Annotated in this window: 23 protein-coding genes, 1 tRNA gene, 1 pseudogene and 1 riboswitch; of the genes and pseudogenes, 15 read left to right on the top strand and 10 right to left on the bottom strand. The window is 50.0% G+C overall.

What is annotated here, in order from left to right; translation table 11 throughout:
* Genes eno through L0B52_RS03820 form a run of 4 tightly spaced genes read left to right on the top strand, consistent with a single transcriptional unit; the run spans position 1 to position 4,594 of the window.
* Positions 1-1,287, top strand: coding sequence for a phosphopyruvate hydratase (eno, locus tag L0B52_RS03835; RefSeq protein ID WP_235065222.1), 1,287 nt, complete (start codon positions 1-3; stop codon positions 1,285-1,287).
* A complete protein-coding gene (locus L0B52_RS03830) occupies positions 1,287-1,757 on the top strand; it encodes a septum formation initiator family protein (protein ID WP_235065221.1) in 471 nt (156 codons plus the stop codon). The genes eno and L0B52_RS03830 overlap by 1 nt, the downstream gene beginning before the upstream one ends.
* A 3-nt stretch (positions 1,758-1,760) precedes the next feature.
* Positions 1,761-3,617, top strand: coding sequence for an ABC transporter ATP-binding protein (locus tag L0B52_RS03825; RefSeq protein WP_235065220.1), 1,857 nt, complete (start codon positions 1,761-1,763; stop codon positions 3,615-3,617).
* Between the two features lie 5 nt (positions 3,618-3,622).
* Positions 3,623-4,594: a putative transporter gene (locus L0B52_RS03820; protein ID WP_235065219.1), complete on the top strand. Its 972-nt coding sequence runs from the start codon at positions 3,623-3,625 to the stop codon at positions 4,592-4,594.
* Between the two features lie 5 nt (positions 4,595-4,599).
* Here the strand turns inward: L0B52_RS03820 and tenA are convergent, their stop codons facing one another.
* From tenA to infA, 8 genes and pseudogenes are all read right to left on the bottom strand, one after another.
* Positions 4,600-5,259: a thiaminase II gene (gene tenA, locus L0B52_RS03815; RefSeq protein WP_235065218.1), complete on the bottom strand. Its 660-nt coding sequence runs from the start codon at positions 5,257-5,259 to the stop codon at positions 4,600-4,602.
* Positions 5,260-5,261: 2 nt separating this feature from the next.
* A complete protein-coding gene (locus tag L0B52_RS03810) occupies positions 5,262-5,942 on the bottom strand; it encodes a TenA family protein (protein ID WP_235065217.1) in 681 nt (226 codons plus the stop codon).
* Between the two features lie 16 nt (positions 5,943-5,958).
* Positions 5,959-6,899 (bottom strand): annotated as a pseudogene (locus tag L0B52_RS03805) (ABC transporter substrate-binding protein).
* 9 nt (positions 6,900-6,908) lie between these two features.
* Complete coding sequence (locus L0B52_RS03800) at positions 6,909-7,655, bottom strand: ABC transporter permease (protein WP_235065216.1); 747 nt, start codon at positions 7,653-7,655, stop codon at positions 6,909-6,911.
* Positions 7,649-8,362, bottom strand: a complete 714-nt coding sequence (locus L0B52_RS03795; protein WP_235065215.1) for an ABC transporter ATP-binding protein — start codon at positions 8,360-8,362, stop codon at positions 7,649-7,651. The genes L0B52_RS03800 and L0B52_RS03795 overlap by 7 nt, the downstream gene beginning before the upstream one ends.
* The gene (gene thiD, locus L0B52_RS03790) at positions 8,363-9,160 is read right to left on the bottom strand and encodes a bifunctional hydroxymethylpyrimidine kinase/phosphomethylpyrimidine kinase (protein WP_235065214.1); all 798 of its coding nucleotides are present in this window, start codon (positions 9,158-9,160) and stop codon (positions 8,363-8,365) included.
* Positions 9,161-9,209: 49 nt separating this feature from the next.
* A riboswitch (TPP riboswitch) is annotated at positions 9,210-9,300 on the bottom strand.
* 84 nt (positions 9,301-9,384) lie between these two features.
* A complete protein-coding gene (locus tag L0B52_RS03785; protein ID WP_409202313.1) occupies positions 9,385-11,136 on the bottom strand; it encodes a BCCT family transporter in 1,752 nt (583 codons plus the stop codon).
* A 173-nt stretch (positions 11,137-11,309) separates the two neighbouring features.
* A complete protein-coding gene (infA, locus tag L0B52_RS03780; RefSeq protein WP_235065212.1) occupies positions 11,310-11,528 on the bottom strand; it encodes a translation initiation factor IF-1 in 219 nt (72 codons plus the stop codon).
* Between the two features lie 146 nt (positions 11,529-11,674).
* On the opposite strand from infA, the gene gcvT reads away from it, so the two are divergent.
* The 7 genes from gcvT (at position 11,675) to L0B52_RS03745 (ending at position 17,214) form a co-directional block, all read left to right on the top strand.
* Positions 11,675-12,787: a glycine cleavage system aminomethyltransferase GcvT gene (gene gcvT / locus L0B52_RS03775; RefSeq protein ID WP_235065211.1), complete on the top strand. Its 1,113-nt coding sequence runs from the start codon at positions 11,675-11,677 to the stop codon at positions 12,785-12,787.
* Complete coding sequence (cysE, locus tag L0B52_RS03770) at positions 12,784-13,476, top strand: serine O-acetyltransferase (protein ID WP_235065210.1); 693 nt, start codon at positions 12,784-12,786, stop codon at positions 13,474-13,476. Before gcvT ends, cysE begins: the two co-directional genes overlap by 4 nt.
* Positions 13,469-14,593, top strand: a complete 1,125-nt coding sequence (locus L0B52_RS03765) for a cysteine desulfurase family protein (protein WP_235065209.1) — start codon at positions 13,469-13,471, stop codon at positions 14,591-14,593. Before cysE ends, L0B52_RS03765 begins: the two co-directional genes overlap by 8 nt.
* Positions 14,590-14,910, top strand: coding sequence for an iron-sulfur cluster assembly accessory protein (locus tag L0B52_RS03760; protein ID WP_235065208.1), 321 nt, complete (start codon positions 14,590-14,592; stop codon positions 14,908-14,910). Before L0B52_RS03765 ends, L0B52_RS03760 begins: the two co-directional genes overlap by 4 nt.
* A 110-nt stretch (positions 14,911-15,020) precedes the next feature.
* A complete protein-coding gene (locus L0B52_RS03755; protein WP_235065207.1) occupies positions 15,021-16,073 on the top strand; it encodes a DUF2333 family protein in 1,053 nt (350 codons plus the stop codon).
* 5 nt (positions 16,074-16,078) lie between these two features.
* Positions 16,079-17,056 (top strand): hypothetical protein, encoded by a 978-nt coding sequence (locus L0B52_RS03750; protein ID WP_235065206.1) that lies wholly within the window; start codon positions 16,079-16,081, stop codon positions 17,054-17,056.
* Positions 17,057-17,125: 69 nt separating this feature from the next.
* Positions 17,126-17,214, top strand: a tRNA-Leu gene (locus L0B52_RS03745).
* 249 nt (positions 17,215-17,463) lie between these two features.
* On the opposite strand, the gene L0B52_RS03740 is transcribed toward L0B52_RS03745, so the two are convergent.
* Together L0B52_RS03740 and tehB are read right to left on the bottom strand one after the other, a co-directional pair.
* The gene (locus tag L0B52_RS03740) at positions 17,464-18,243 is read right to left on the bottom strand and encodes an SDR family oxidoreductase (RefSeq protein ID WP_235065205.1); all 780 of its coding nucleotides are present in this window, start codon (positions 18,241-18,243) and stop codon (positions 17,464-17,466) included.
* Positions 18,244-18,247: 4 nt separating this feature from the next.
* Positions 18,248-18,823: a tellurite resistance methyltransferase TehB gene (gene tehB, locus L0B52_RS03735; protein ID WP_235065204.1), complete on the bottom strand. Its 576-nt coding sequence runs from the start codon at positions 18,821-18,823 to the stop codon at positions 18,248-18,250.
* Positions 18,824-19,055: 232 nt separating this feature from the next.
* Here tehB and L0B52_RS03730 point away from each other — a divergent pair, with 232 nt between their 5' ends.
* The 4 genes from L0B52_RS03730 to L0B52_RS03715 are packed head-to-tail and all read left to right on the top strand — an operon-like array spanning position 19,056 to position 24,793.
* Positions 19,056-20,420 (top strand): VOC family protein, encoded by a 1,365-nt coding sequence (locus L0B52_RS03730; RefSeq protein ID WP_235065203.1) that lies wholly within the window; start codon positions 19,056-19,058, stop codon positions 20,418-20,420.
* Between the two features lie 51 nt (positions 20,421-20,471).
* A complete protein-coding gene (locus tag L0B52_RS03725; protein ID WP_235065202.1) occupies positions 20,472-21,440 on the top strand; it encodes a hypothetical protein in 969 nt (322 codons plus the stop codon).
* A complete protein-coding gene (locus tag L0B52_RS03720; protein WP_235065201.1) occupies positions 21,440-22,306 on the top strand; it encodes a phosphatase PAP2 family protein in 867 nt (288 codons plus the stop codon). The genes L0B52_RS03725 and L0B52_RS03720 overlap by 1 nt, the downstream gene beginning before the upstream one ends.
* A 12-nt stretch (positions 22,307-22,318) precedes the next feature.
* Positions 22,319-24,793, top strand: coding sequence for a PEP/pyruvate-binding domain-containing protein (locus L0B52_RS03715; protein WP_235065200.1), 2,475 nt, complete (start codon positions 22,319-22,321; stop codon positions 24,791-24,793).
* Positions 24,794-24,825: the final 32 nt, after the last annotated feature.

Below are 24,825 nucleotides of genomic sequence, written 5' to 3'. Positions count from 1 at the left end.
ATGAGCACCACGATTGAGCGTATTCACGCGTTGGAGATTCTAGATTCGCGCGGCAACCCGACGCTGCAAGTTAGCGTCACGCTTGCTGATGGCAGCAAGGGTGTGGCAGGTGTGCCGTCTGGTGCATCAACCGGTTCACGCGAAGCGTTAGAGCTGCGTGACGGCGATAAAAGCCGCTATGGCGGTAAAGGCGTGCAAAAAGCGGTGGCACACGTCAATACGCAAATCGCTGATCAGCTGGTCGGACAAAGTATAGATAACCTCAAAGCGCTTGATGAGATGATGATTGAGCTCGATGGCAGCGATAATAAAGATGTGCTCGGGGCGAATGCGATTCTTGGCGTATCGTTAGCGCTGGCACACGCTAAAGCAAACTATCAAGGCAAAGGTTTGTATACGTTGCTCGGCTCAACCTATCAACTGCCGGTACCGATGATGAACATTATCAACGGCGGTGAGCACGCGGATAATTCAGTCGATATTCAAGAATTTATGATCATGCCGGCCGGTTTTGATTCTTTTAAAGAAGCGTTGCGTGCTGGCGCTGAAATTTTCCATGCGCTCAAAGGTGTGCTCAATGCACGAGGTCTTGCGACTGCAGTTGGTGATGAAGGCGGTTTTGCACCAGATTTGCCGTCTAATGAAGCGGCGCTGGAAGTGATTATGGAAGCGATCAGCAAAGCGGGTTATACCGCAGGCGAACAAATTTACCTCGCTTTGGATGCCGCAGCGTCTGAATTCTATCAAGATGGGCAATACGTGCTCGCTTCAGAAGGTAAATCGTACTCCAGTGCAGAATTTGTTGATTATTTGGCCGATTTGGTCGCGCGTTATCCGATTGTTTCGATCGAAGATGGCTTGGATGAAAGTGATTGGGCTGGCTGGAAGATCATGACCGATAAACTCGGCGATAAAGTGCAACTGGTCGGCGATGATTTGTATGTGACCAACACCAAAATCTTCAAAGAAGGGATTGATAAAGGTATTGCTAACGCGATTTTAATCAAGCCTAACCAGATTGGCTCTTTGAGCGAGACGCTGGATGCGATCAATATGGCCGCTGATGCCGGTTACGCCGCGGTGGTTTCTCACCGTTCTGGGGAAACCGAAGACACCACGATTGCCGATATCGCAGTCGCTACCAGTGCCACACAAATTAAAACCGGTTCGCTGTGTCGTTCGGATCGTGTCGCGAAATACAATCGCCTGCTCACTATTGAAGCTGAGCTGGGTGAGCAAGCGGTTTATGGTGGCAAAGCAGCGTTGCTCGGTAAAATTAAACACTAATGAAACGCACGCTGTTCTATTCAATTTTACTGGTGTTGATTGCCCTATTGGTGGGCGTCAATATGTATTTGATGCGTCAACAAGACACCCAAGAACAGCGTATTGAAGGGTTAAAAACGCAAATTGGTTACCATAGCGAAGAAAACCAGGCGCTGAGTGACCGTAATGAAGCGTTATTAGTCGATATTGAAAGCCTGCGTTCGCCCGATGCCTACCACGCTTACGAAGAAAAAGCGCGCGAAGACTATGGCATGATTGGTCAAAACGAAACCTATTTTGTGTTACCTGATAGCGAGTTAGCCTCGCTGCCTGATGTGCCAGGTCTAGCGCCCGATCCGGTTGTAGTGGTTAATCCCGATGAAAGCAGCCTGCGTTTAGAATCGATCGAAGAGCCGACAGGGGCAGCGGTACAAGCTGAAACCATTCCGGTCACACCACTGCCGCTACAGCTCGAATCGTTACAGGAATAGGCTATGTTGCGATTGGTTGAACGCTTAACCCAGCCGTTTCCGCATGCCGATGCTGAGCAGCCCCCACAAGGGCTGCTTCGTTTTTGTTGGTACTATGTGCGCGGTTTTCGCTTGCCGGTGGTGTTTTTAACCTTCACCAGCGCAATCCAGGCGATCTTAGAAGTGATGCTGTTTGCCTTCCTTGGTAAAATAGTTGATTGGCTCTCCGGCCATGATCGCGCCACGTTTTTACACGATGAAGCCAGCACCTTATGGATGATGGGCGCGGTGGTATTGGTGGCGCTGCCTTTGATGACTTTATCAAATGCTTTGATGCGCCATCAGGCGCTAATGGGTAATTTCCCCATGGCTGTTCGCTGGCGCATGCACCGTCATTTACTCGATCAAAGCCTTGGGTTTTATCAGGACGAATTTGCTGGACGTGTGGCAACAAAAGTGATGCAAACGGCGCTAGCGACCCGTGAATTGGTGCTAAAAACCACCAATTTATTCGTCTATATGAGCGTGTATTTTGTTTCGATGGTGGTGTTGCTCGGACAAATTAACCTGTGGTTGATGCTGCCCATTGTGGTGTGGTTTGTGCTTTATGTGGCGATGCAGATGTATTTTGTACCGCGTTTGAAAGCGGTCTCACAGCGCCAGGCCGATGCGCGCTCAACGATGACCGGGCGGATTGTTGATGCCTATACCAATATTGCCACGGTAAAACTCTTTGCCCACACCAACCGCGAAGCAGGCTATGCACGCGATTCGATGCAAGGCTTTTTGCACACCGTTTATAAGCAATTTCGCTTGGTCACCGGGTTGGATTTTTGTATCAATACGCTCAATTATGTGTTGATCTTTGCCGTCTCCGCACTGGGGATCATTTTATGGTTGAATGAAATCATGAGCGCCGGTGCTTTAGCAGTGGCGGTGGCGATGGCGCTGCGGGTGAATAGTATGTCGCATTGGGTGCTGTGGGAAATCAGCGGTCTATTTGAGAATCTCGGCACAGTCACTGACGGCATGAGTATGCTTGCTTTACCCAAGTATGTGCAGGATGCGCCTGATGCCAGGCCGCTAGAAGTGTCTGCCGGTGCGGTAGCGTTTGATGATGTGCGTTTTCATTACCATAATCATCGCGGTGATGATGAACGTGCCCCGATTGTCTTTGACGGGTTGAATTTATCGATTGCAGCGGGTGAGAAAATCGGTTTAGTCGGGCGCAGCGGCGCTGGCAAATCCACACTGGTGAATTTATTGCTGCGCTTTTATGATCTCCAGGGTGGAAGAATTACGATTGATGGGCAAGACATCGCCAAAGTGCGTCAGGATAGCTTGCGCCACCATATTGCGATGGTGACCCAAGATACTTCCTTGCTCCACCGCAGTGTGCGCGAGAATATCTTATACGGCAAGCCCGATGCGGATGAAGCAGCGCTGGCAAAAGCGATTAAAGGTGCGCAAGCCGATGAATTTATTGCTGAGTTGAATGACCCTGATGGTAATATTGGTTTGGATGCGCAAGTGGGTGAGCGAGGGGTAAAGCTCTCCGGCGGGCAACGTCAGCGGATCGCCATTGCCCGTGTGTTACTCAAAGATGCGCCTATTTTGCTGCTCGATGAAGCCACTTCTGCGCTTGATAGTGAGGTGGAAGCGGCGATTCAATCGAGCTTGAACCGTTTGATGGACGGCAAAACGGTGATCGCGATTGCTCATCGCCTATCAACCATCGCCGCGATGGATCGTTTGGTAGTGATGGATAAAGGGGCAATTGTCGAGATGGGCAGCCATGATGAATTGTTGGCGCATGGTGGTATTTACGCGCGGCTTTGGGCAAGACAAACCGGTGGGTATTTAGGTCATGAAGAAGGATAGCTTAAGTGTTTCGTAGCTTTTTCCTCAATAAAAAATGGTGGGTGTGGTCGATTGGCGGCACACTTCTCATCGCGCTCACCACTTGGTATAAAGTCGAGATCGACGTTAAGATCAATGAATGGTTTGGTGAGTTCTATAACGCGGTGCAAGACATGCTCAGCGAACCCGGTTCCGTCACCTTCGAGACTTTTCTCGGCTACCTGTGGACGTTTGGCAAGTTGGCGGGCGTGTATATTCTGATTGTCGTGCTGGTGGAGTTCTTCGCCCGTCACTATATTTTCCGTTGGCGCACGGCGATGAACGAATATTACACCGAAAATTGGCAGAAACTGCGCCATATCGAGGGCGCCTCACAACGTATTCAGGAAGATACGATGCGTTTTGCGCGGATTATGGAAGGCTTGGGGTTAAGCCTGTTACGCGCTTTGATGACGTTGTTCGCTTTTTTGCCGCTGCTGTGGGTGCTTTCAGAAAATATTACCGAATTACCGTGGATTGGCAACGTGCCACATGCCCTGGTGTGGGTGGTGTTGATCACCACTGCGATGGGTACCGCGCTGTTGATGCTCGCAGGCATTCGTTTGCCTGGATTGGAATTTAATAATCAGATGGTTGAGGCGGCGTATCGTAAGGAATTGGTTTATGGCGAAGACCACATCGAACGCGCCGATCTACCGACGCTCAACATGCTCTATGCCGATGTGCGTCATAATTATTTCCGATTGTATATCAACTACCTCTATTTTGATTTAGTTAAATGGACGTATCTACAAGCCAGCGTGTTGTTTCCTTATCTCGCGCTCGGCCCAACCTTGATCACCGGCGCGATCACCCTGGGGTTGATGCAGCAGGTGGTGCGCGCCTTTAGCAAGGTTGAAGCGTCGTTTCAGTTTCTGGTTCATTCGTGGTCAACGATTGTTGAGTTGATATCGATCCACAAACGTTTAAAAGCATTTGAACAGCAAATGCACGCTTAATACTTTCAGTCTGTGTGATCTAAGCCCATCTGCCAAAAGGCAATCTCCATATTGGTGGCGGTGTTGAAAATATGCTGCGCGCGTTTGAGTTGTGCGGGGGTAAACTCTGCACAGAGTTCATCAAGTAAATCGCTTTCTGCCTGCGCCGCTCTCTGAAATTCCTCACTGGCGTAAAGCGCTATCCATGGTTGGTATGGGTTGTCTTTATATTCTGTCCACGGTTGCTCGCTTAACCAACGGCCGATTTCCGCATAGCCAAGCATACAAGGGGCGAGCGCGATATGCAGCTCGGCTAAAGAACCATTCATGCCACTATCTAATACATAACGCGTATAGGCGACCGTTGCCGGATGTTCGTCGAGAGTGTATAGCGATTGTTCACTAATGCCCCATTGCTGGCAATACTCAATGTGCAAGCCAATTTCGGTGTCTAACATCGCGTTGATACCTGCTTGTGCGGCACGCATGTGAGGCAGGGTGGCGCTTTTATAAATGGCAAGTCCCCAGGCGCGGGTGAAATGAATGAGAAAGAGAAAGTCTTGCTGTAAATACATGCGAAAGGCGGCAGCAGGCAGGCTGCCATCGCCTAGTTGACGCACAAAACCATGCTCAATGTACTCACGGTAGTTTGGGCAAGTGTGGCTGAGTTGCTGGTAGGTATTCATGGTTATTCCTCATCATAAGCGGCGGTGAAAAAGGCTTCTTCAAGGTCGAGTAAAGCACCAAAACGGGTGCTAAACGCGTTGTGTTGTTCGGGGTGGCCTGCGCCAATATGGTCCATTTCTAATAGCAGCCAATCAACAAAGTCATTAAATGTTGCATGGTTGTGTATGCTGATCCATTCGCGCAAATAAAAACGCTCAGGGTGCTTTGTGCCTTGAAGGTGTGCCCATGTTCGATAGGTCCATTCTGCAACACTTAATGCAATGATGCATTCTGCGTATCCGGTTGCCGCAGCGTCGTTAAGCTGTGTTGCAAAGGCTTGTGCTGCAGGGCTCAGTTTGGGATTGCTATAATCCGCTTCGGGTATATTGAGTGCATGAAAGCTGCGGATAAAGTAGGTATTTTCTTCGCTGGTGACGTTGGCAAGAAAGACGGCTAACCTGTGTTTACTTGTCATTTCAGGTGCATATGCGATCGCGTAGGCAATCAGCTTGGTTAATGTCTGTACAAATGCATAGTCTTGCACCAAATAACGAGCAAATACGGTATCAGGTAAGCAATCTTCTCCTAATTCAATGGTGAAGCGATGGTGGACGACTTGATCCCATTGTTCTTGGTGATAGGTGCATAGCTGTTCGCTAAAACGTTGCTGAGGGTGCTGTTGTTGAAAGGCTAAGAAGGACATGGGTTTCTCCTGATGATTATGGTGTGATGATGTAGCGATTTAACGCTGGGATGGGCTTGCTGATTAGGCCGTATTCGTGCATGAATTCCGCAAAGCGTTGGTAGCGTTGTGCATCGTAGGCAGCGGGACGTAATGCTAAGCGCGGTAAGGTATCGCGCCAGGCGCGGCGGTTGAGCTCATCATCCAGCTCGGGTTTGTTTTCGATAAACAGTTGCCATGCTTCATCGGGGTGGTTAATGATAAATTGCGTGGCCTCCTCAAGCGCGGTATTAAAGCGGCGGTAAGCGTCGCGTTCTCGGGTATCATTATTTGCGACAACAATCAGCTCGTCATAAGGGGGACGCCATGTTCTTCAACGTAAAATGCGCGGCCGGGATAACCTTCAATATCCAATGCGTTCAATTCAAAATTACGATAGCCGCCGATGACCGCATCTACTTGATCGCTGATTAAAGAGGGTGCTAACGACCAATTGACGTTAACGGTTTGGATGTCATCCAGGGTTAATCCGTCACTGGCGAGCATGGCACTTAGTAGTGCGTCTTCAAATCCTGAGACTGAATAACCAATTTTTTTGCCTTTAAGGTCAGCGATGCGTTGGTAATTGCTCTTTTCCAGAACCAATAAGGTGTTTAGCGGGGTGGCGATGAGTGTACTGATTCGCGAAAGCGGTAGTCCTTGATCAACTTGTACGTGTAACTGCGGTTGGTAAGTGATTGCCAGATCGGCTTTGCCGGCAGCAACCAGCTTGGGTGGTAGCGATGGATCGGATGGTTCGATGAAGGTCACATCCAAATCCTGTGCGGCAAAAAGGCCTTTGTTTTGTGCTACGACCAAAGCGGCATGGTCAGGGTTAATAAACCAGTCAAGGGCGATGGTTAGCGATTCTTTGCTATATGCGGCTAAACTGCTGAATGCAAGGAGTACGCCGATAAGGGTGGTGCGGATATTGAACATAATAAGCTCCTATGGGGTAGATGACCAGAAAATCCAGCGACTGAGTAGGCGGTCGGTGGTGAAATACAGTATTAAGGTACATGTGGTGAGTACGGCGAGGGCGGCAAACATTAAATCGGTATTCATGCGTGCGTTGGCATAAAGCATGAGATAGCCCAGGCCTTGGCTGCCACCAACCCATTCACCAATAACTGCACCAATCGGGGCAATCGCTGCTGCGATACGCATGCCTGAGGCAAACGCAGGTAGCGCAGCAGGGATGCGGATGAATAAGAGTTGTTGTAGGCGTGTAGCGCCAAGTGTGTGTGCTAAGGCAAGGTGGCTTGGTGGTGTGCGGCGCAATCCGTCGTAAGTGGCGGTAGCGATAGGGAAGAAAATAATCAGCAAACTCATGACGATTTTTGCGCTCATACCGTAACCTAACCACAACATCAGTAGTGGTGCGAGTGCAAATACGGGGATCGCTTGTGAGGCAATTAACAACGGTAATATCCAATCACGCAGCCCCACCGAGAGTTGTAAGATCAGTGCGCATAGCACGCCAAGCAGGGTGCCGAGCGCCAAGCCAAGCAGGATTTCTACGATAGTGATTGCGCTGTGGGCTGCGAGTAGATCAATGTTCGTGACAATACTGCGTGCCACCATCCACGGTGAAGGTAAGATATATACTGGCACACCGCTTAGCCATACCAATAGCTGCCACAGGCCGAGCAGGCCGAGCAACAATAGCAATGGGCGAGTGCTACGTTTTAGCATGGCGTCTCTGCCAATGCGTGATAGAGTGCTTCGCTGTGTGTACTAAGTTCAGGTTGACTGAGCGCACGCGGTGGTTCGGTATCAGGTAGGGGGAGTGGTGTAAGCGTGGCGGGGCTATGCGCCATCACATACAGTCGATCAGCTAAGCGCAATGCTTCGCTGGGGTCATGGGTAATCATCAGCACGGTTTTTCCTTTGAGTAGGCGTGCGGCGAGGGTTTGTAATTGATGACGTGTGAGGGCGTCAAGGGCGGAGAACGGTTCATCAAGCAAGATGATATGGCGTTGTTCCAGGAGTGTTCGTGCTAAGGCCACACGCTGGCGTTGTCCCCCAGAAAGTTGGTGTGGGTAACGCTTGCTGAGTGTGCGGATGTCTAATTCATCAAGTAATGGGGCTATATCGGGGGCGGCTTGATGACGTAGGCGATAGCCCAAGCGGATATTTTCCACGACATTCAGCCACGGTAATAGCTGGTCTTGCTGGCCTATCCATGCCAGTTGATCGGTTAGCGCTTTGCCTTGCCCATTGTGGATGTGTCCTTGATGGGGCGTCAATCCGGCAATGGCGTTGAGTAATGTGGTTTTACCACAACCCGAACGTCCAACAATCACATGCCATAGACCGCCGGTGAATGACTGATTGAGGCCGGAAAAAATGGTGTTGTGCGCGTGATGGATGTGTAAATCTTCAATAACGATAGTGTGCATCTACCACCAGCGGTGAAAATGGTGTACAGGGCCATGACCGCTACCAATATTGAGCGAATCAGCAGCGCGAATCGCGGCATCAATATAGGCTTTGGCTTCAGTAATCGCCTCAACTAATGGCAACCCTTTGCTTAGTCCGGCGGCAATCGCGGCGGAAAGGGTGCAGCCTGTGCCGTGGGTGTTGCGTGTGGGGTGACGCTCGCTGCTAAACCATTGTTGCGTTAAGGTATCAGTCAAATAATCACGGCTTTGTGCATCCTTGAGGTGCCCACCTTTAAGTAGAACTGCTTGGCAACCCATATCCAGCAACGCTTGCGCAGCGGATTGCATGTCTGCTTCATTATCGATGTTTTGCTTAAGTAGTACCGCGGCTTCGGGGATGTTGGGCGTGATGATTGAAGCCAGTGGGATAAGCTGTTTTTTCAGGGCGGTGATGGCGCTTTGTTCGAGCAGGGCATCGCCGCTTTTCGCGATCATGACCGGGTCGAGCACAATGTATTTGGGTTGATGCTCACGCAATGCCTCGGCAACGGTGTTAATCGTTTCTGCATTACCAAGCATGCCAATTTTTACCGCTTGCGGACGAATATCGGCAAAAACAGCATCAATTTGTGCGCGGATCGTGGCTTGGCTGATGCCTTCGATGGCGGTTACCGCCAGGGTGTTTTGTGCGGTAATCGCAGTGATGGCGCTGGTGCCAAATACGCCAAGCGCAGAAAACGTTTTTAAATCGGCTTGAATGCCAGCGCCACCACCAGAATCAGAACCGGCAATGGTTAAAGCAATAGCTGTGGACATAGTTGCTCCCTGTTCAAAAATGAACCGGTCGCACGGAGGGAAGAAAGTTAGCGAGATAGCGTTTGTTTCCTACGCCGGTACGAGCCGGATCAGGTTCACGGGTATTTCTCAGCGCCAGTGGCGCACCCCGACAAATCAGCGCTTAGGATAATCGCTTAGCTCGATGATGTCCAGATGAAAAAAAGCCCGACAGATTGCCGGGCTTAGTGTGGTTGTAATAAGGGCTAAAGTGATTGATTGGGTGTGTCATCATCTTCTTCTTGCGCTTTTTCCTCACGCATCTCTGCCCATTCAGCTTCTTGGTGGAGCACAGAGCCTTCTGGGGCATCCGAGGTTTCGCCAGCTTCCCAAGGAGCATTATCAGCAAGGTCTTCAATATGAATGGTGCTCAATTCATAATCTGGCTGGTAGCGCAAATCATATTTTGCCGCACGAATGCACGAGAGCATCATCATCCCTAAGATGATAATTAGTGGTGCACCGGCAAAAATTGAAGCGGTTTGCAGGGTGGATAAGTCGCCCATAAACATTAAGATTGCTGGTAAGAAACAGAGGGTGAATGCCCAGAATAGGCGGTTCCAGCGGTGTGGTTCATCATCCACTTCGTGTTGTACCACCGAGGCGAGAATATAAGAAATACTGTCAAAGGTGGTTGCGGTGAAAATAACCGCCAAGAAGGTAAAGACCGCAATCACTAAATAATGCATCGGCAGATAAGACAAAATACCGAAAATCGCCGCTGTCGCACCTTGGTCATTCAAGATATTGATGACATCTAAATCGCCGTTGATTTGTAAATAGAGCCCGTAGTTACCCAAAATGGTGAAGAAAATGGCGCAGCCCAGCGAGCCAAAGAAAATTGCCCCAACCACCATTTGACGAATCGTGCGTCCTTTTGAAATACGCGCGATAAACAGGCCAACGGTTGGTGCAAACACAATCCACCAGGCCCAATAAAATACAGTCCAATCTTGCGCGAACGTACTGGTCGAAAAACCAAGCTCGGCATGATCACGAAATGGGTTGATGGTGGTCATCATCGTAAATAGGTTGCCCAATGAGCGCCCGAGGCCTTCTAAACCGGTATTGAGAATAAACACCGTAGGTCCGACCACTAAGACAAATAGCAGCAACGCCATCGCGAGATAAAAGTTAATGTTGGATAAGCGCTGGATGCCGCTCTTCAAGCCTTGATAGGCGCTATAGGCAAATATCGCAGTAGTTCCGAGCAGCACGAAAAGACGCATCCAATTGCCAGCGGTGCCAGCACCAGTTGGTGTGCCGATCAGTTCGTGTAGGCCTTCTGTGATCAGCGGCGAGGCTAAGCCAAGTGTGGTTGCGCCACCGCCAACCATGCCGAAGACGAAGAACACATCAAACATTTTCCCCCACTTACTCAGGGCAAATTTTTCACCAACCAGCGGCATTAAGCTCTGGCTGACTTTGAGTACCGGAGTTTGGCGTACATAATAAAAGTAAGCAATCGGAATCGCAGGGACTAAATAAATCGACCAGGCAATTGGTCCCCAGTGGAACATACCGTAGGTACTTGCCCATTGGATCGCTTCTGCTGAACCAGGCTCGATACCAAACGGAGGGCCCTGATAGTAGTAAGCCCATTCAATCAAACCCCAGTAGAGGATACTGGCGCCGATCCCGCCACAGAACATCATTGCCGCCCATGAGGCGTTAGAGAATTCTTTGTCGTCTTCAGGCTTGCCGAGTTTGATGTTGCCGATATCAGAAAAGGAAATATAGGTCACAAACAGCAGGGCGGTGGCACCAAAGGCTAAATAGGCAACGCCAAAATTATCAGTCACAAAACTACGTGCCGCTGATACCCAGGCTTTGCCTTGATCCGGGAATAAAATAAGCGGTATGGATACGGAAAGTAGAATCACCAAAACCATGGTGAAGGTGAATTTATCGATGCGGGTATCTGGTATGTGTTCGGGGTTTTTATTATGGAGCTCCATATCGGCATCAAATTTACCGAGGTGAAGATGTTTGGTGCGTTCACTCGTCATAACAATTCCTTCGAACATGGAACAAAAGCATGTTCTTTGACATTGAGTTGTTTAGATGATGCTGAAGTGCATCTGCGCGATTGCGCGAAAAGGGTGATGAGAGGGTATCACCCCGATGAGGACTATTTTTCGCGGAAAATAATGCGACCTTTGCTAAGGTCATAAGGGGTCATTTCTACTTTGACTTTATCGCCGGTTAAAATACGAATATAGTGTTTACGCATGCGCCCAGAGATGTGCGCGTTGATTTGATGGCCGTTTTCTAACTCTACACGAAACATCGTGTTTGGTAAGGTTTCAATCACCGTACCCATCATCTCAATATTTTCTTCTTTAGACATAAATTCCTTAAAACAACTGTTAAGCGCTGGAATTCTAGCAATATGAACACATGAATTCAAGTTAATCCGTTATTTTCTCATCCGGCTAACGACTAAAGCATGATACGCTATGCAAGTTTATTAGCACTGTTTTATGAGGAGTAGAGATGGCTGAGGGAAAACAAACCGCGTTATATGACTGGCATATTGCTCAAGGGGCAAAAATGGTCCCATTTGCGGGCTATATGATGCCGGTGCAATATACAGATGGGATTGTTAAAGAACATCTATGGACACGCGAACACGCAGGCTTGTTTGATGTGTCACATATGGGACAGATTTTGGTGCAAGGTGCGGATGTAGCAAGCGCCTTAGAGCGCCTGTTGCCAGTCGATGCGCAAATTTTAGCAGAAGGCCAGCAACGCTACGGGCTACTGACCAACGAACAAGGTACGATTGATGATGATTTAATGCTCACCAAGCGTGCTGATGATTTTTATGTGGTGGTTAATGCGGCGTGTAAAGACGCGGATTTTGCTAAATTGCAAGCGGGTTTACCAGAGTGTACGGTCAGCTGGTGGCCAGAGCGCGCGTTATTCGCCTTACAAGGCCCTGAAGCGGTGGATGCTTTGGCAGAGTTAAACCCAGCGGTACGTGAATTAAGCTTTATGCGCGGTGGGGAATACGAATTATTAGGTGTATCTTGCTGGGTAAGCCGTTCTGGTTATACCGGTGAAGATGGGTTTGAGTTATCCGTGCCTAACGAGATCGCGGTGGCACTCGCTGATAAATTGCTTGCTGATGAACGCGTGCGACCAGTGGGGTTAGGTGCGCGCGATAGTCTGCGTTTAGAAGCAGGGCTGTGTTTATACGGTAATGATATTGATACCACCACCACGCCGGTTGAAGCGAACCTGACTTGGGCGATTCAGAAAGTGCGTCGTCCTGGTGGCGAGCGCGCAGGGGATTACCCAGGTGCTGCGATTATTGGAGAACAAATCGAGCAAGGTGCCGCACGTAAGCGTGTTGGGCTAGCCATCGATGGCCGTGCGCCAGTGCGCGCTGGGGCGCCGATTGAAGACCTGGACGGTCGGACGGTTGGTGAGGTGACCAGTGGCGGTTTTGGAGCCAGCGTGGGTGCGCCGATTGCGATGGGTTATGTTGCCAGCGATGTCGCCGAGGCGAAACCCGAACTGTTTGCTATGGTGCGCAACAAAGCAATTAAAGTACAGATTGTCCCGCTTCCATTTGTTAAAAAGGATTATAAAAACAACGCATGATTTGGTTTCAACGAGTTAAAGAAGATTTTGCTGTCGTCAAAGAGCGCGATCCGGCGACAAAAAGCAGTTTTGCGGTACTCACGCTACACACCGGTTTTTGGGCGGTAGCGAGTTATCGCTTGCAACACGCGCTTTGGGTATCCGGCTGGCGCTGGCTGGCGCGTTTGCTCGCAAATATGTCACGTTGGGTCACTGGCGTGGAAATCCACCCAGCAGTAGAAGCCGGGCATCGCTTATTCATCGATCATGGTATGGGTATTGTGATTGGTGAGACGGCTGAGCTTGGTGATGATGTGAGCATTTATCAGGGCGTGACGCTTGGCGGTACCTCATGGGCACAACACAAACGTCATCCAACCATTGGTAGTGATGTGATCATTGGTGCGGGTGCGAAAGTCCTCGGTGCGATTACCGTGGCCGATCATGCGCGCATTGGTTCTAATGCAGTGGTGGTAAAAGATGTACCCACGCGCACCACGGTGGTGGGTATCCCGGCCAAAGCGGTTAGTGCCGCGAATGAGCACCGTGAACCGTCTCATCGTCACGAAGATTGCGATCGCTTTGAGGCTTATGCGCAGAGCAACGATATTGCTGACCCAGTAATGACCGCGCTGAGCAAACTAAACGATCGAATTTGTGTTTTAGAAGAAGAAAACGAACGCCTGAAACGGCAACAGCGTAATGACTGAGATGGCGTATTTTGATTATGCTGCGATGACCCCGATCGATCCTCGGGTGCTCGCGGCGCTGAATGCTGAATTCAATCAGGTGGTAGGTAATGCCGGTGCGTTACACTCGAGTGCGCTTGCGGCGCGTGCACGCGTGGAAAATGCGCGAAAGCGCGTTGCGCAGACGATTAACGCTGATCCGCGCGAGGTTGTTTTTACCAGTGGCGCTACCGAAGCCGATAATTTAGCGATTAAAGGCGCGCTGACTTATCACGGCGCGAAAAATCCACGCCTGATTACCGTGCAAAGCGAGCACAAAGCGGTGCTAGATTCAGCGGCGGTGATGGCGAAACAAGGCGTCGATGTGGTGGTGTTATCGGTGCGTCGAGATGGCTTGATCGATTTAGACGCGCTGGAAGCCGCGCTCGCTGGTGCACCAACGACTTTAGTGAGCGTGATGGCGGTTAATAACGAAACGGGCGTTATTCAGCCGTTGTCTGAGATCGCTGAACGTGTGCACGCAGCTGGTGCTAAATTTCATGTTGATGCGGCGCAAGCGCCGGGACGAATGGCGGTCGATATGGCGGAATGGGGGGCAGATTTAGCGAGCTTTTCCGGACAAAAAATCTATGGGCCGCAAGGGATTGGCGCGCTGTTTGTCCGCCGTCTACCGAAAGTACGTTTGCAAGCGCAGCTCCATGGTGGTGGGCAAGAACGCGGACGCCGCTCGGGCACGCTGCCTCAGGCATTAATCGCGGCGTTTGCTGAAGCCATGGTAATCGCGGATAGCGAGCGAGCGAGGCATAATGCGACTGTATCAGCGCTCCGTGAGCGCCTGTTGGCTTCGCTACCGGCAACCATGAACCTCAACACCGACGCGCCGAGTGTGGCGCATATCATTAATATCGATAGCGGCGTGCCTTCAAATGAGGCCTTAGCGCGCGCTGATGCTGCTGGTGTGGCGCTATCGGCCGGATCAGCGTGCTCATCGAGTCGTGAAGGCTCGCATGTGTTACAGGCGATGGGGTTAGACGACCAAGCGCGTCGCTGTTTGCGTATTAGCTTGTCGCATCTAACCACCGAACTCGAGCTTGATCGTCTGATCGCTTTTTTACAGACTTTGGAGGCAGCAAAATGATTGAATTAAGCCCACAAGTAGTTACCCGTATTCAACAGCAGCTTGCCAAACGCGGCAGCGGCATTGGTGTGCATATTGATGTAATTCGCTCGGGCTGCTCTGGTTATTCTTATCGTATCGATTTTGTTGATGAAGTTGGCGAAGCTCAGCAGCAGTTTGCCCACGACGGTTTTGTGGTGGTGGTTGATGATGAGGATGTCGCTTTACTCGATGGCTTAGAGCTGCGTTTAGAGCAAAAAGGCTTGAACAGTGCGTTTGCCTTTAATAACCCGCAAGCTAACGGGACATGTGGCTGCGGCACCAGCTTTAGCGTCTAGCGTGAGCTGGTCATAAGCCTGTGCTGATTCGCGCATAGAGACCTTAGTGTTTGTATAATAGAATGGTTTTTTAAGAATGAGTCGTCATCTACGGCGTAAAGGAGCAAATAATGTCAGTAGCCTCTCGATCAATGCAGGGCGCGAAAACGGTGGTCCATTGGTATAAACCGAGCACATGGAAAGCACGCGGTTGGTTATGGCGCATTGGCCTGATTGTCGCGACCTTAGCTGTGATTATTGGCTTGCTGATGTTTTGGTGGAGTCGTGAACCGGGTCAGTTTGATGTGCAAGAAACGCGTAGTGCCTATCTTGCAGAAGGTCAGGAGCCGGTAGTTGGCTCAACAGTAACCGGCACGACGATTAAAATCATCGATACGTTGCTTGGTAAGTCGGGTGGTTTTCTGATGAATGATGTCACACCACCAGGCTTTTTGATGGATAACATTCCTTCGTGGGAAATAGGTGTGCTGCGTCAGTTGCGTGAGGTGACGCTCTCCTTGCGCACCGAGTTCAGTCGCTCGCAATCGCAGTCTGCGCAAGTGCCAGGTTTGGAAGAAGCCGATAGTTTGCTGCGTAATGACCCGAAAAAATGGATTTTCCCCAGCCCTGAAAACAAATACGGCGAAGCACGCGATAACTTGGTCAACTACGGGCAAGCGATTGCCGATGAAGGGCAGTCTAGCGCGCAATTTTACGCCCGTGCTGATAACTTGGTGGTGTACTTGGATCTGGTGTCGAAAAGTTTGGGCGACCTGACACAGCGCTTGAGCGCGAGTGTTGGTGATGTGGTGATGGATATTGATCAACAAAGTGAGGTCAGCGAATCTTCCACCCAGGCACCACTGTCGCAAAATGCGCGCACACCTTGGCTGCAGCTCGATAATATTTTCTATGAGGCACGTGGCTATAGCTGGGCATTGCTTCATGAGTTAAAAGCGATTCGGGTAGATTTTGCGAAAACGCTACAAGACAAAAATGCGCTCGCATCGCTAGATCAGATTATCGCTGAGCTGGAAAAATCACAAAAGCCGGTGTGGAGCCCGATGATTTTAAATGGGCGAGGCTTTGGCTTTAGCGCCAACCACTCGTTGGTCATGGCGTCTTATTTGTCGCGGGCCAATGCAGCGATTATCGACTTACATCAATTACTGAAAAACGGGTAGAACTTATGAACAGTCGTCTTTGGCCTCGGCTAGCACTAAGTGCGCTATTGGTTGTCACACCGTTTAGCCAGGCAGAATCGCAAAACAGCGTCGGCGATATGATTAATATCCTTTTAGGCGCTTATAATGGCGCAGCCACAGCGATGGCAGAAAATACCGATAGCGAAGCGCAGCTGTTAAACAAAGAAGATTTATCCGAGGTCGAAGCGCTGCTTGAGCAATACCAAGGACAGCTTAAGGCGCTGGTTAAAGACGATGGCTCGATTGATGTTCTGCGTTTGGGGCATTTTCTTAACCGCCTGCAAAACGAACAGCAGGGCAATATCAATTACGATTTTGTCCAAGCTTTAAAAGCCCTGCAGGATTACTCGCCAAGCAATGAACCACGCGACATACTCAATACACAAGTTGTGGCGCAGTTGGTTGATGCCGCTAAAAATGAAGAACTGAATCAGCAGATTGGTCAAGTGATACCATTTTTGAGCGCGATGCTGCAAATGAGTGAAACCATGAGCGGAGGTGGCCGGCAAGACGCTGGGTTTGATGCTGAATTGGCTATATTGCGTCATTTGGCTGAGCAAGCGAGCCAACCTAAGCTAAAACACACCGCTGAGGCAACCATTGCTAAATTAAAGATCCTCTATGCGGATCAGCGGTTGGGTGCATACGATGCGGCAGCGGTTGAGCAAAGCAAAAAAGCGCTGAATATTTTATATAAGCAGGCGATTGATAACACCGGTGAATTGTTGCCAGTTGCTACCTACGATCAAATTATTAACCTGCTTGAGGCGTTAGGGGCGGATTTTTCCCATGAACGTGAACAATGGATAAAACAACGCGCTGTCGCACGCAAAGCGCCTACTGCGCTGCAAGGGTTTGATGGTAAAACGCAATCATTGCTGCGTGAGTTAGACTATGAACAATTGCCACCGGAGCTACAACAACAGTTATTAGAAGTGATTGGTCAAAGTAAATCTGAATAAAAACATCAAAGCAGGAAATAATGATTGACGTGGCGCGTTTGTGCCGCTATTATTCCCCGCTTCACACCCGCCCGGGTGGCGAAATTGGTAGACGCAAGGGACTTAAAATCCCTCGGAGCTTAACCTCCGTGCCGGTTCGAGTCCGGCCCCGGGCACCATCTTAATGTTGCGAATACCCTAAAAATATAAACTACCCATCGATAAAGGGTTTATGTGTATTTGTGTTCAATCACAGCCTATACCATCTATTGATATACCAATAGATTGTCGGTATTTTTGACAGCATATACATCACTCTGGATTAGAGTAAAGATCAACGAATGGGTGTACTGTTCGCAAGTTTGTTCTTGTGATGACGGCTGATATCGTACTTTATTCCCATCACTCATTAGTGATCGAGAAATAGTTTAAAATTTATCAGAGTGAAAATTTTTCTCACCTTGCGTACGGGCTTTTTTTGCCAATTGTAAAAATAGTCTTGGCCAGACGTTACTTAATTTCCCTAACCAACCATCACTTTTTGGCAGGAAGTATTCAAGCGGTTTGTGGTGTAACACCGGGCCCAAAATAGCTTGAGCGACTTCTTCTGAGGTAAGCGCGCGTTTTCCAGAAAAGGTAAGCGCAGCATTCTTATCGCCTCTTTGCTGCTCAAGCATATCGGTTTTCACCGCACAGGGATTCATTAAAGAGACGCTGATACCATAAGGCTTTAAATCGCCCGCCGCGGCAAGGCTAAATCCGCGCACAGCAAACTTACTTGCGGCATAAACCGGTGTGCCCGGGGTGGGGAATAGGGCGGCCGTTGAGCCGATATTGATGATATGCCCGGATTCTTGTTGTTTCATGGATGCTGCTGCAGCGTTAGTGCCAAAAATAGTCCCTTTAACATTGACATCGAGCATCGCAGAGACTTCTTCTACTTTAAGCTCACCGGTGACACCGCTAAATAAAACACCAGCAACGTTGATCAGCACATCAAAAGGTGTGTGACGCTCGATTACTTTACGCCACTGGGCGGTATCGCAGACATCGAGTTGATCGCAGCTAACCTTGGGATTATTGGCATATTGCTGTTTAAGCGCTGTTAAATCGCGCCCTAGGGCAATGATCTCATGGCCTTGCTCGCTAGCAAGCGTGACAAGCGACGCCCCTATGCCGCGATTAGCGCCGGTAATGAGGATCTTCATACCATCACACCTGTAGTTTATTCAGGTTTGCGCGCGAGCATGGTGGCAAATTGAATTGCATGCCATTATGCATGGTGCCTAAGTCTTCGTTGTATTTAACCATCTCCCAGCCAGCGTAGGTATCGCGCAATTCGCCTTCGTCCAAAACAAATGGAAAGCCAACCGGACAAGGGTAAGCCTCTGTGCTCATCGCGCAAACGATCAAGTTATACCCGCCAGGTAAGGTGCGCTCCTGCATATTGGCAAGGATCGCTGGGACGCGTTCCGGGTTGAGAAACATCAGGGTGACTGTGCAGGCAATAAAGCCATAATCATCGCTGATCGCCGCTTCGTTTAGGTCATAAATCTTAGGGTGAATGTTGTCGATCCCTTCAGCTTCTATAATCGATTGCAGTGAATCGATCGCGCCAGGGTTGTGGTCAACAGCGGTCACATTGAATCCATGCTGACTTAAAAACAGCGCGTTACGGCCATTTGAGCAGCCCATATCGAGTGCATCACAAGCTGATACATGCTCCATTGCCTCAATCACTTCGCTGTGTGCTGGGTTCAAGCCATACCGGCTATTCACATCGTTCATACCTGCCTCATTATATCCGACTAATAAGGTACTAATTATAGCGTGCATCAAGGGCTACAGTCGAGAGGCAAAATTGGTCTTGCTTGAAGTATAGGGCTTAGCGCATTAAGTTACGCCCAATCACAGCACGCATAAATCGTCCAAGAAGATTGCAAAAGATAAGATAACGCGCTTTAATGCGAGAAAGCGCTTCACTGGCGGAGTGCACCACATAACAATGAGGAGTTTATCTATGGATCAGTTTGAGCGTCCTGCTGAGATTCGCGCGCGGTTTTCTAAGGCAATGTCGGATATGTATCAACAGGAAGTGCCGCTATATGGTGATTTAATGGATCTGGTCGCTGAAGTGAATACGCAGGCGATGACCGAGCACCCTGAGCTGCGCAGCCAGCTTGAGCATACTGGTGAGCTGACGCGTTTGGATATGGAGCGTCATGGTGCCATTCGTGTGGGTACGGCAGAAGAGTTGGCTACGATCCGTCGTTTGTTTGCTGTGATGGGGATGGAGCCGGTTGGTTACTACGATTTGGCTCCTGCCGGGGTACCGGTACATTCCACAGCGTTTCGCGCACTTGATAGCGAGGCGCTTAATATCAGCCCATTTCGTGTATTTACCTCATTATTGCGTTTAGAGCTGATTGAAGATAAAGCGTTGCGCGATAAAGCAGCAGCGACCTTAGCCGAACGTGATATTTTTACGCCACGAGTGCGCGAGCTGATTGCACAATGTGAACATGACGGTGGGTTAAGTAGCGAGGATAGTGAAGCGTTTGTCCGCGAAGCATTGGAAACATTCCGCTGGCATCAGCAGAGTCAGGTGAGTGCGGCACTCTATCAAGAATTACATGATCAACACCGCTTAATTGCCGATGTAGTGGCGTTTAAAGGGCCACACATTAATCATTTGACCCCACGTACGCTCGATATCGATGCAGTACAAAGTGGGATGAGTGCACGGGGTATTACACCAAAAGCGGTTGTTGAAGGCCCACCACGTCGTAAATGCCCGATTTTATTGCGCCAAACCAGCTTCAAAGCGTTGGAAGAATCGGTGCATTTTACCGATGCCGCCGGCAGTCATACCGCGCGTTTTGGTGAAATTGAGCAGCGCGGGGTAGCGTTGAGCGCAAAAGGCCGCGCGCTTTATGATCAGCTGCTTAATGCGGCACGCGAAGAGGCCGGTGGTGCACCCACTGAGGCGAACGCACAAGAATACCAAGCGATTTTAAGCCGACATTTTGCCGCATTCCCTGATGAGTATCAGACGTTACGCGAGCAAGGTCTGGCGTTTTTCCACTACTTTGTCACTGATACCGGTCGCGCAGCAGGTGCACAATCCGGTAAGACACTCGATGCCTTATTAGAGGCAGGTTTGGTTGCTTATGAGCCGCTGGTTTATGAAGATTTCTTGCCAGTGAGTGCGGCGGGAATCTTCCAGTCGAACCTGGGCGATGATGGCCAGAAAAATTATGATGGGGCGTCTAATCAAGCGGTTTTTGAACAAGCGCTTGGTGCGAACGTGCATGATGAAATGGCGATGTATGCTGCCAACCAACAGCGCAGTATTGATGCGTGCTTGCAGGCCCTTAATGCCTAGTAGCTGCCAATGAAACACCTCTCGCGATGGCATGCCTGGTTAGCGCGGCTGATGACGCGACTTTATTTTTCGCGTATTACTGTGCGTGGTGTGCCTCGTGATCCTCGCCCAACGCTGTTTATCGGTAGTCATCGCAATGGCGCAACCGATGGCCAAGTCTATGTGCATGCGCTAGGACGAACACCATCGCTGATTTCCATCCAGTTATTACGTAAAGCATTTTTACGCGTGCTTTTTGATGGAATTGCTGTGGTGCGTGAAAAAGACTGCCAGCGTTATGGATTGAAGCGCAGTGCAGTCGCCTCACCTGTTGCCGCTGCAGTGGCGCAAATTCACGCCGGTGGTGATGTGTGTATTTTGCCGGAGGGGACGAGCGAATGGTCGTTCGCCCCGCAAGACTACCAGGCTGGGATGGCGGTGATTGCTGCGAAATGCCGTGCAGCAGGTGTGGATTTTGTCGTGCAGCCGATGGGGGTGTTTTATACCAAACCTGATGGATTTCGCTCACGGGTATCGGTGGTGCGAGGGAAGCCGTTTGTGCCACTGGCGGATGACGTTAAAGCGTTACAGACAGAATGTGCTGCAGCGCTTGATGCTGTGTCGGTGGACTGTCGTGACGTACGACAATTTAATGCGGTACAACGCTCGGCTTGGCGACAAGCACAACAAGGAGCTGATTTTGGCGAAGCATTTTTGCGCGCGCAACGCGCTGAGGAGAAACCGGCAGAGTTCCATGCTACAGGTGAATCTTCTTGGAGAAAATATTTAGCAACGGTCGCGCTAATCCTAGGGTTTCCTATGGTGATGCTGGCTGCTCGCTTAGCGCAACGTGGCGCTGATGGACGTAATAATGTGACGTTTTTTCGCTTGCTCGGCGGATTCTATGGTGCGTGGTTACAAATCGTTTGCTATCTGTTGCTGCTTATCTACCTACCGTGGTTGGCTGTGCTCGGTTTAAGCGTTGGTTTGGCGGGCTGGTGGCTGTATCCCGAGCCACAACCGCTCGATTTGGAGGATTGATGAAAGCATGGATTACTTGGCCGTTTCTAGTCATCATCGCGTGCATTGTGCTGTTGGCTGTACTGGCGCTAAAGGTTATTGCTGCTGATTTTGCGACCTATCCAGAAGTTAGTTTCATCGAAGGTAATCTGAATCCTATTTTGCTCTGTGCTTTTGCGGTGTTGTTGTGGCTGTGGGCGGCGGTTAAAGCATGGCGAACGCCGGATTGGCCGTGGCTTGGTTCATTGTTATTTGCGCTATCCTGGCTGGTTTTTCCATTGCTCAAACTGGTTAATCTTTATTGGATTAACTGGTCTGCGGATACTTTTTTAGAGCACGTGGATGGTTTGATCTGGGGTGGAAGATCGCTGGCAGCTTATGTTCGTTATGAGGATTATCCATGGTTGGCGGATGTGTTGGCGGCGTGTTATTTCGCATTTTATTTTATCGTATTGGCTGGCGTGGCGGTTTATACGTGGCGGCGGCATAGCACAGCAGCAAAGGCGTTTTTTAACGGTTTAATGTTCGTCTATCTGTTGGGTTTTATCGGCTATTTTGCGCTGCCGGCGGCAGGTCCTGTGTTCTATCATCTACCAGATCAAGGCGGTGGCGGTGTGGTGGCGCGCTTTGTCATCGAGACGGTTAAACAAGGCGTGACCGGTATGGATGTCTTTCCCAGCTTACATACCGCGATAACGGTGTTTATCGTCGCGTTCTTTTATCTTGATGGGTACCGTAAAACGGCGTGGTGTTTATTGCCGGTGATGCTGGGATTGATCGCAGCGACGATCTTTTTGCGTTATCACTACGGGGTGGATGTATTAGCAGGTCTATTGTTAGCAGCGGTGGCTTTATGGTGGTTTTCACCGAAACGATTGCTTGATTAAGCGAGGTGTGTGATGTTTGTGCGATTTTCTGATCCAGCGGCGCTTGATGTCGCTTTAGTCGGCGGTAAAGGTTATGGACTGGCGAAAGCAGCACAAAATCATCTACCGGTTCCCGATGGTGTGATCCTTACGACGGATGCGTATTACCAGTGGTTTGCACCACATCGTGATCATGTGATGGCGCTGATGGTAACTCATGGCGATGCACAAGCGCAAAGTGCGGCTGTGAGTGCTTATTTGGCTGAACAGCCGTTACCTGAACCTGTGATTAACGCACTAACTGAGCTACAAAACCAACAACATGAGCGATTTTACGCAGTGCGCTCTTCCGGTAGCGCGGAAGATTTGCCCGGTGCAGCCTTTGCTGGATTACACGACACTTTGTTGAATGTGCGCGGTGTAACAGCACTTGCTGAGGCAGTGAAGCGTTGTTGGCTGAGTTTGTGGAATGCGGCGGTGCTGCCTTATCGTGAACGCCTCGGGGTAGCGCATGATTCGGCGGCGATGGCGGTGGTCATTCAGCAGATGGTTGATGTAGGGGTTGATGAAGCCGCCGGTGTGGCGTTCTCGATTGATCCGGTCGGTGGTGACGTCAATGTTGTATTGATTAATGCAGCTTTTGGATTGGGGGAAACGGTGGTTGCTGGTGAAGCGCCGGTGGATGAATACCGCGTTGATCGTGACGGAGGGATTCATTCGCGCACGATTGCGTGTAAAAAAGAGGCGTTGGTACGCAGCGCAGAAGGCAATCAAACCGTTGCTATCGACCCTAAATCGCAAAACCAAGCAGCAATTACTCCCAAGCAGGCCGCGCAGATTGCCCGTTTAGCGCGTCAGGCTGAAGCACGGTTTGGCTTTCCGCAAGATATTGAATGGGCGATTGAGCGTGGGACGGTGTATTTGTTGCAATCGCGCCCGGTGACACGTTTTGCCCCACGCTGGACCCGCGATGAATCGGCAGAACGTTTTCCCAATCCAGTGACGCCGCTAACCTGGCAACTCTGCGAAAAAGGGTTTCATGCCTCACTTAATTATTCATTTGAGCTGATGGGCTTGCCGCCTTTCCATGATAAGTGGTTTGCGCTCAAAGATGGCTATGTCTACGGCAACCAAAATGCGGTGGCGGTTTATGCGGGGCGAATGCCGTTTGCGGCTTTTCAAGATACCGGCAGTTTGGCAGCGTTTATTGAAGCCGGTGGTCTGTGGCAATTTGCGTGGATCAGTGAATTACCGTTACGTTGGTTAAACGACTTGGACGCTTATTTATTGGCATTAGGACGTTTTAACGCCTTGGATTATGAAGGCAAAACGTTGGCGCAATGCTGGCAGCATTTGCTCGAGATTAACGATTTGGGTACGCGTTATTTCTTGCCCAATATCGCAATTTCACTCACGCAAACCTTGCTCTATCGCGTGCTGCGCAAGGTGTTAGAGCGTTTTGTGGGGGATAAAGCGCAAACCGTATTTGATCAATTGATTGCCGTAACCGATACCAAGACAGGCGCGGTAAATCAGGCGATGTGGCGTTTGTCACGACTGTTGCGTCAGTATCCGGCGTTAATGGCTGAGCGGTTTTATGATCAAGCCTCGTTGGAGCAGGCCTTGGCTGACTACGATGAGCTGGCACAATCTTTTACGGATTTTTTAGCGCGTCATGGTCACCGCGAAGTGGATTTTGATGCCTATCATCCAACCTGGTTGGAAGCGCCACAAACGGTGTTCACGCAAATTCAGATGATGGCAGAGCAAGAAGACGATGATCATGAGCGCACGTATTGGCGTAAAAAAGACGTGATGCTGGCTACCGAGTTGCAACTACTCAAAGACACCCCGGAATCATTTCGCTTTTTCTTACAGGAATTGATTCGCTTGGCGCGCAGCTATACCGCGCTTGATGATATTGAGCATTATCAAACCACGCGTCTGAGTATTCCATTTCGCGTCGCCGCTCGTGAAATCGGCAAGCGTTTGGTTAATTTAGGCGCACTCGATCAGGCGATGGATGTGTTTTTTGTGCCGCCGGATGTGTTAGAACAAGCGATTAACAGCGAAGATTACGCTGAGATTCGCCAGCAAGCTGAAGCGAATAAGCAAGCGTATCAAGAAGCGCAGCAGCGTGCGCCAGATTGGGTGTACGGTGAAACAGCGATGGTGACTGATGAAGGTGATCAATGGCAGGGGCTGGCTGGAAGCCCTGGGGTGGTCGAAGGGGAAGTGTTTGTGATTACTGATCCTGCGCAATTTGCCGATTTCCCGCAAGGTGCTATCTTGGTGGCTCGCACCACCAATCCAGCCTGGACGCCGCTGTTTTATCACGCTAAAGGTGTGATCACAGAAAGCGGCGGGCCGTTGTCGCATGGTGCGGTTACCGCGCGCGAATTAGGCATTGCGGCGGTGATGAGTATTCGCGATGCGTGCACGAGGCTTAGCAATGGGCAACGCGTGCGTTTAGATGGACAGCGTGGCGTGGTTTCGGTACTCGATTGATTTGGGTCATGTGAATGAGTCGTGCTTAGATG

The sequence above is a fragment of the Suttonella sp. R2A3 genome (assembly GCF_021513215.1).
Lineage (GTDB): Bacteria > Pseudomonadota > Gammaproteobacteria > Cardiobacteriales > Cardiobacteriaceae > JAHUUI01.
Note: the sequence above shows the minus strand (reverse complement) of the source record. Positions and strands in the feature narration are given on the sequence as shown.

Coding starts and splice junctions, on each gene's coding strand:
- L0B52_RS03810 (WP_235065217.1), bottom strand. CDS start 5,942: ATGTCCTTCTTAGCCTTTCAACAACAGCACCCTCAGCAACGTTTTAGC.
- L0B52_RS03785 (WP_409202313.1), bottom strand. CDS start 11,136: ATGGAGCTCCATAATAAAAACCCCGAACACATACCAGATACCCGCATC.
- L0B52_RS03725 (WP_235065202.1), top strand. CDS start 20,472: ATGACGCGACTTTATTTTTCGCGTATTACTGTGCGTGGTGTGCCTCGT.
- L0B52_RS03830 (WP_235065221.1), top strand. CDS start 1,287: ATGAAACGCACGCTGTTCTATTCAATTTTACTGGTGTTGATTGCCCTA.
- L0B52_RS03720 (WP_235065201.1), top strand. CDS start 21,440: ATGAAAGCATGGATTACTTGGCCGTTTCTAGTCATCATCGCGTGCATT.
- gcvT (WP_235065211.1), top strand. CDS start 11,675: ATGGCTGAGGGAAAACAAACCGCGTTATATGACTGGCATATTGCTCAA.
- L0B52_RS03755 (WP_235065207.1), top strand. CDS start 15,021: ATGTCAGTAGCCTCTCGATCAATGCAGGGCGCGAAAACGGTGGTCCAT.
- eno (WP_235065222.1), top strand. CDS start 1: ATGAGCACCACGATTGAGCGTATTCACGCGTTGGAGATTCTAGATTCG.
- tenA (WP_235065218.1), bottom strand. CDS start 5,259: ATGAATACCTACCAGCAACTCAGCCACACTTGCCCAAACTACCGTGAG.
- L0B52_RS03715 (WP_235065200.1), top strand. CDS start 22,319: ATGTTTGTGCGATTTTCTGATCCAGCGGCGCTTGATGTCGCTTTAGTC.
- thiD (WP_235065214.1), bottom strand. CDS start 9,160: ATGTCCACAGCTATTGCTTTAACCATTGCCGGTTCTGATTCTGGTGGT.
- L0B52_RS03795 (WP_235065215.1), bottom strand. CDS start 8,362: ATGCACACTATCGTTATTGAAGATTTACACATCCATCACGCGCACAAC.
- L0B52_RS03750 (WP_235065206.1), top strand. CDS start 16,079: ATGAACAGTCGTCTTTGGCCTCGGCTAGCACTAAGTGCGCTATTGGTT.
- L0B52_RS03740 (WP_235065205.1), bottom strand. CDS start 18,243: ATGAAGATCCTCATTACCGGCGCTAATCGCGGCATAGGGGCGTCGCTT.
- infA (WP_235065212.1), bottom strand. CDS start 11,528: ATGTCTAAAGAAGAAAATATTGAGATGATGGGTACGGTGATTGAAACC.
- L0B52_RS03730 (WP_235065203.1), top strand. CDS start 19,056: ATGGATCAGTTTGAGCGTCCTGCTGAGATTCGCGCGCGGTTTTCTAAG.
- L0B52_RS03765 (WP_235065209.1), top strand. CDS start 13,469: ATGACTGAGATGGCGTATTTTGATTATGCTGCGATGACCCCGATCGAT.
- L0B52_RS03760 (WP_235065208.1), top strand. CDS start 14,590: ATGATTGAATTAAGCCCACAAGTAGTTACCCGTATTCAACAGCAGCTT.
- cysE (WP_235065210.1), top strand. CDS start 12,784: ATGATTTGGTTTCAACGAGTTAAAGAAGATTTTGCTGTCGTCAAAGAG.
- L0B52_RS03800 (WP_235065216.1), bottom strand. CDS start 7,655: ATGCTAAAACGTAGCACTCGCCCATTGCTATTGTTGCTCGGCCTGCTC.
- L0B52_RS03825 (WP_235065220.1), top strand. CDS start 1,761: ATGTTGCGATTGGTTGAACGCTTAACCCAGCCGTTTCCGCATGCCGAT.
- tehB (WP_235065204.1), bottom strand. CDS start 18,823: ATGAACGATGTGAATAGCCGGTATGGCTTGAACCCAGCACACAGCGAA.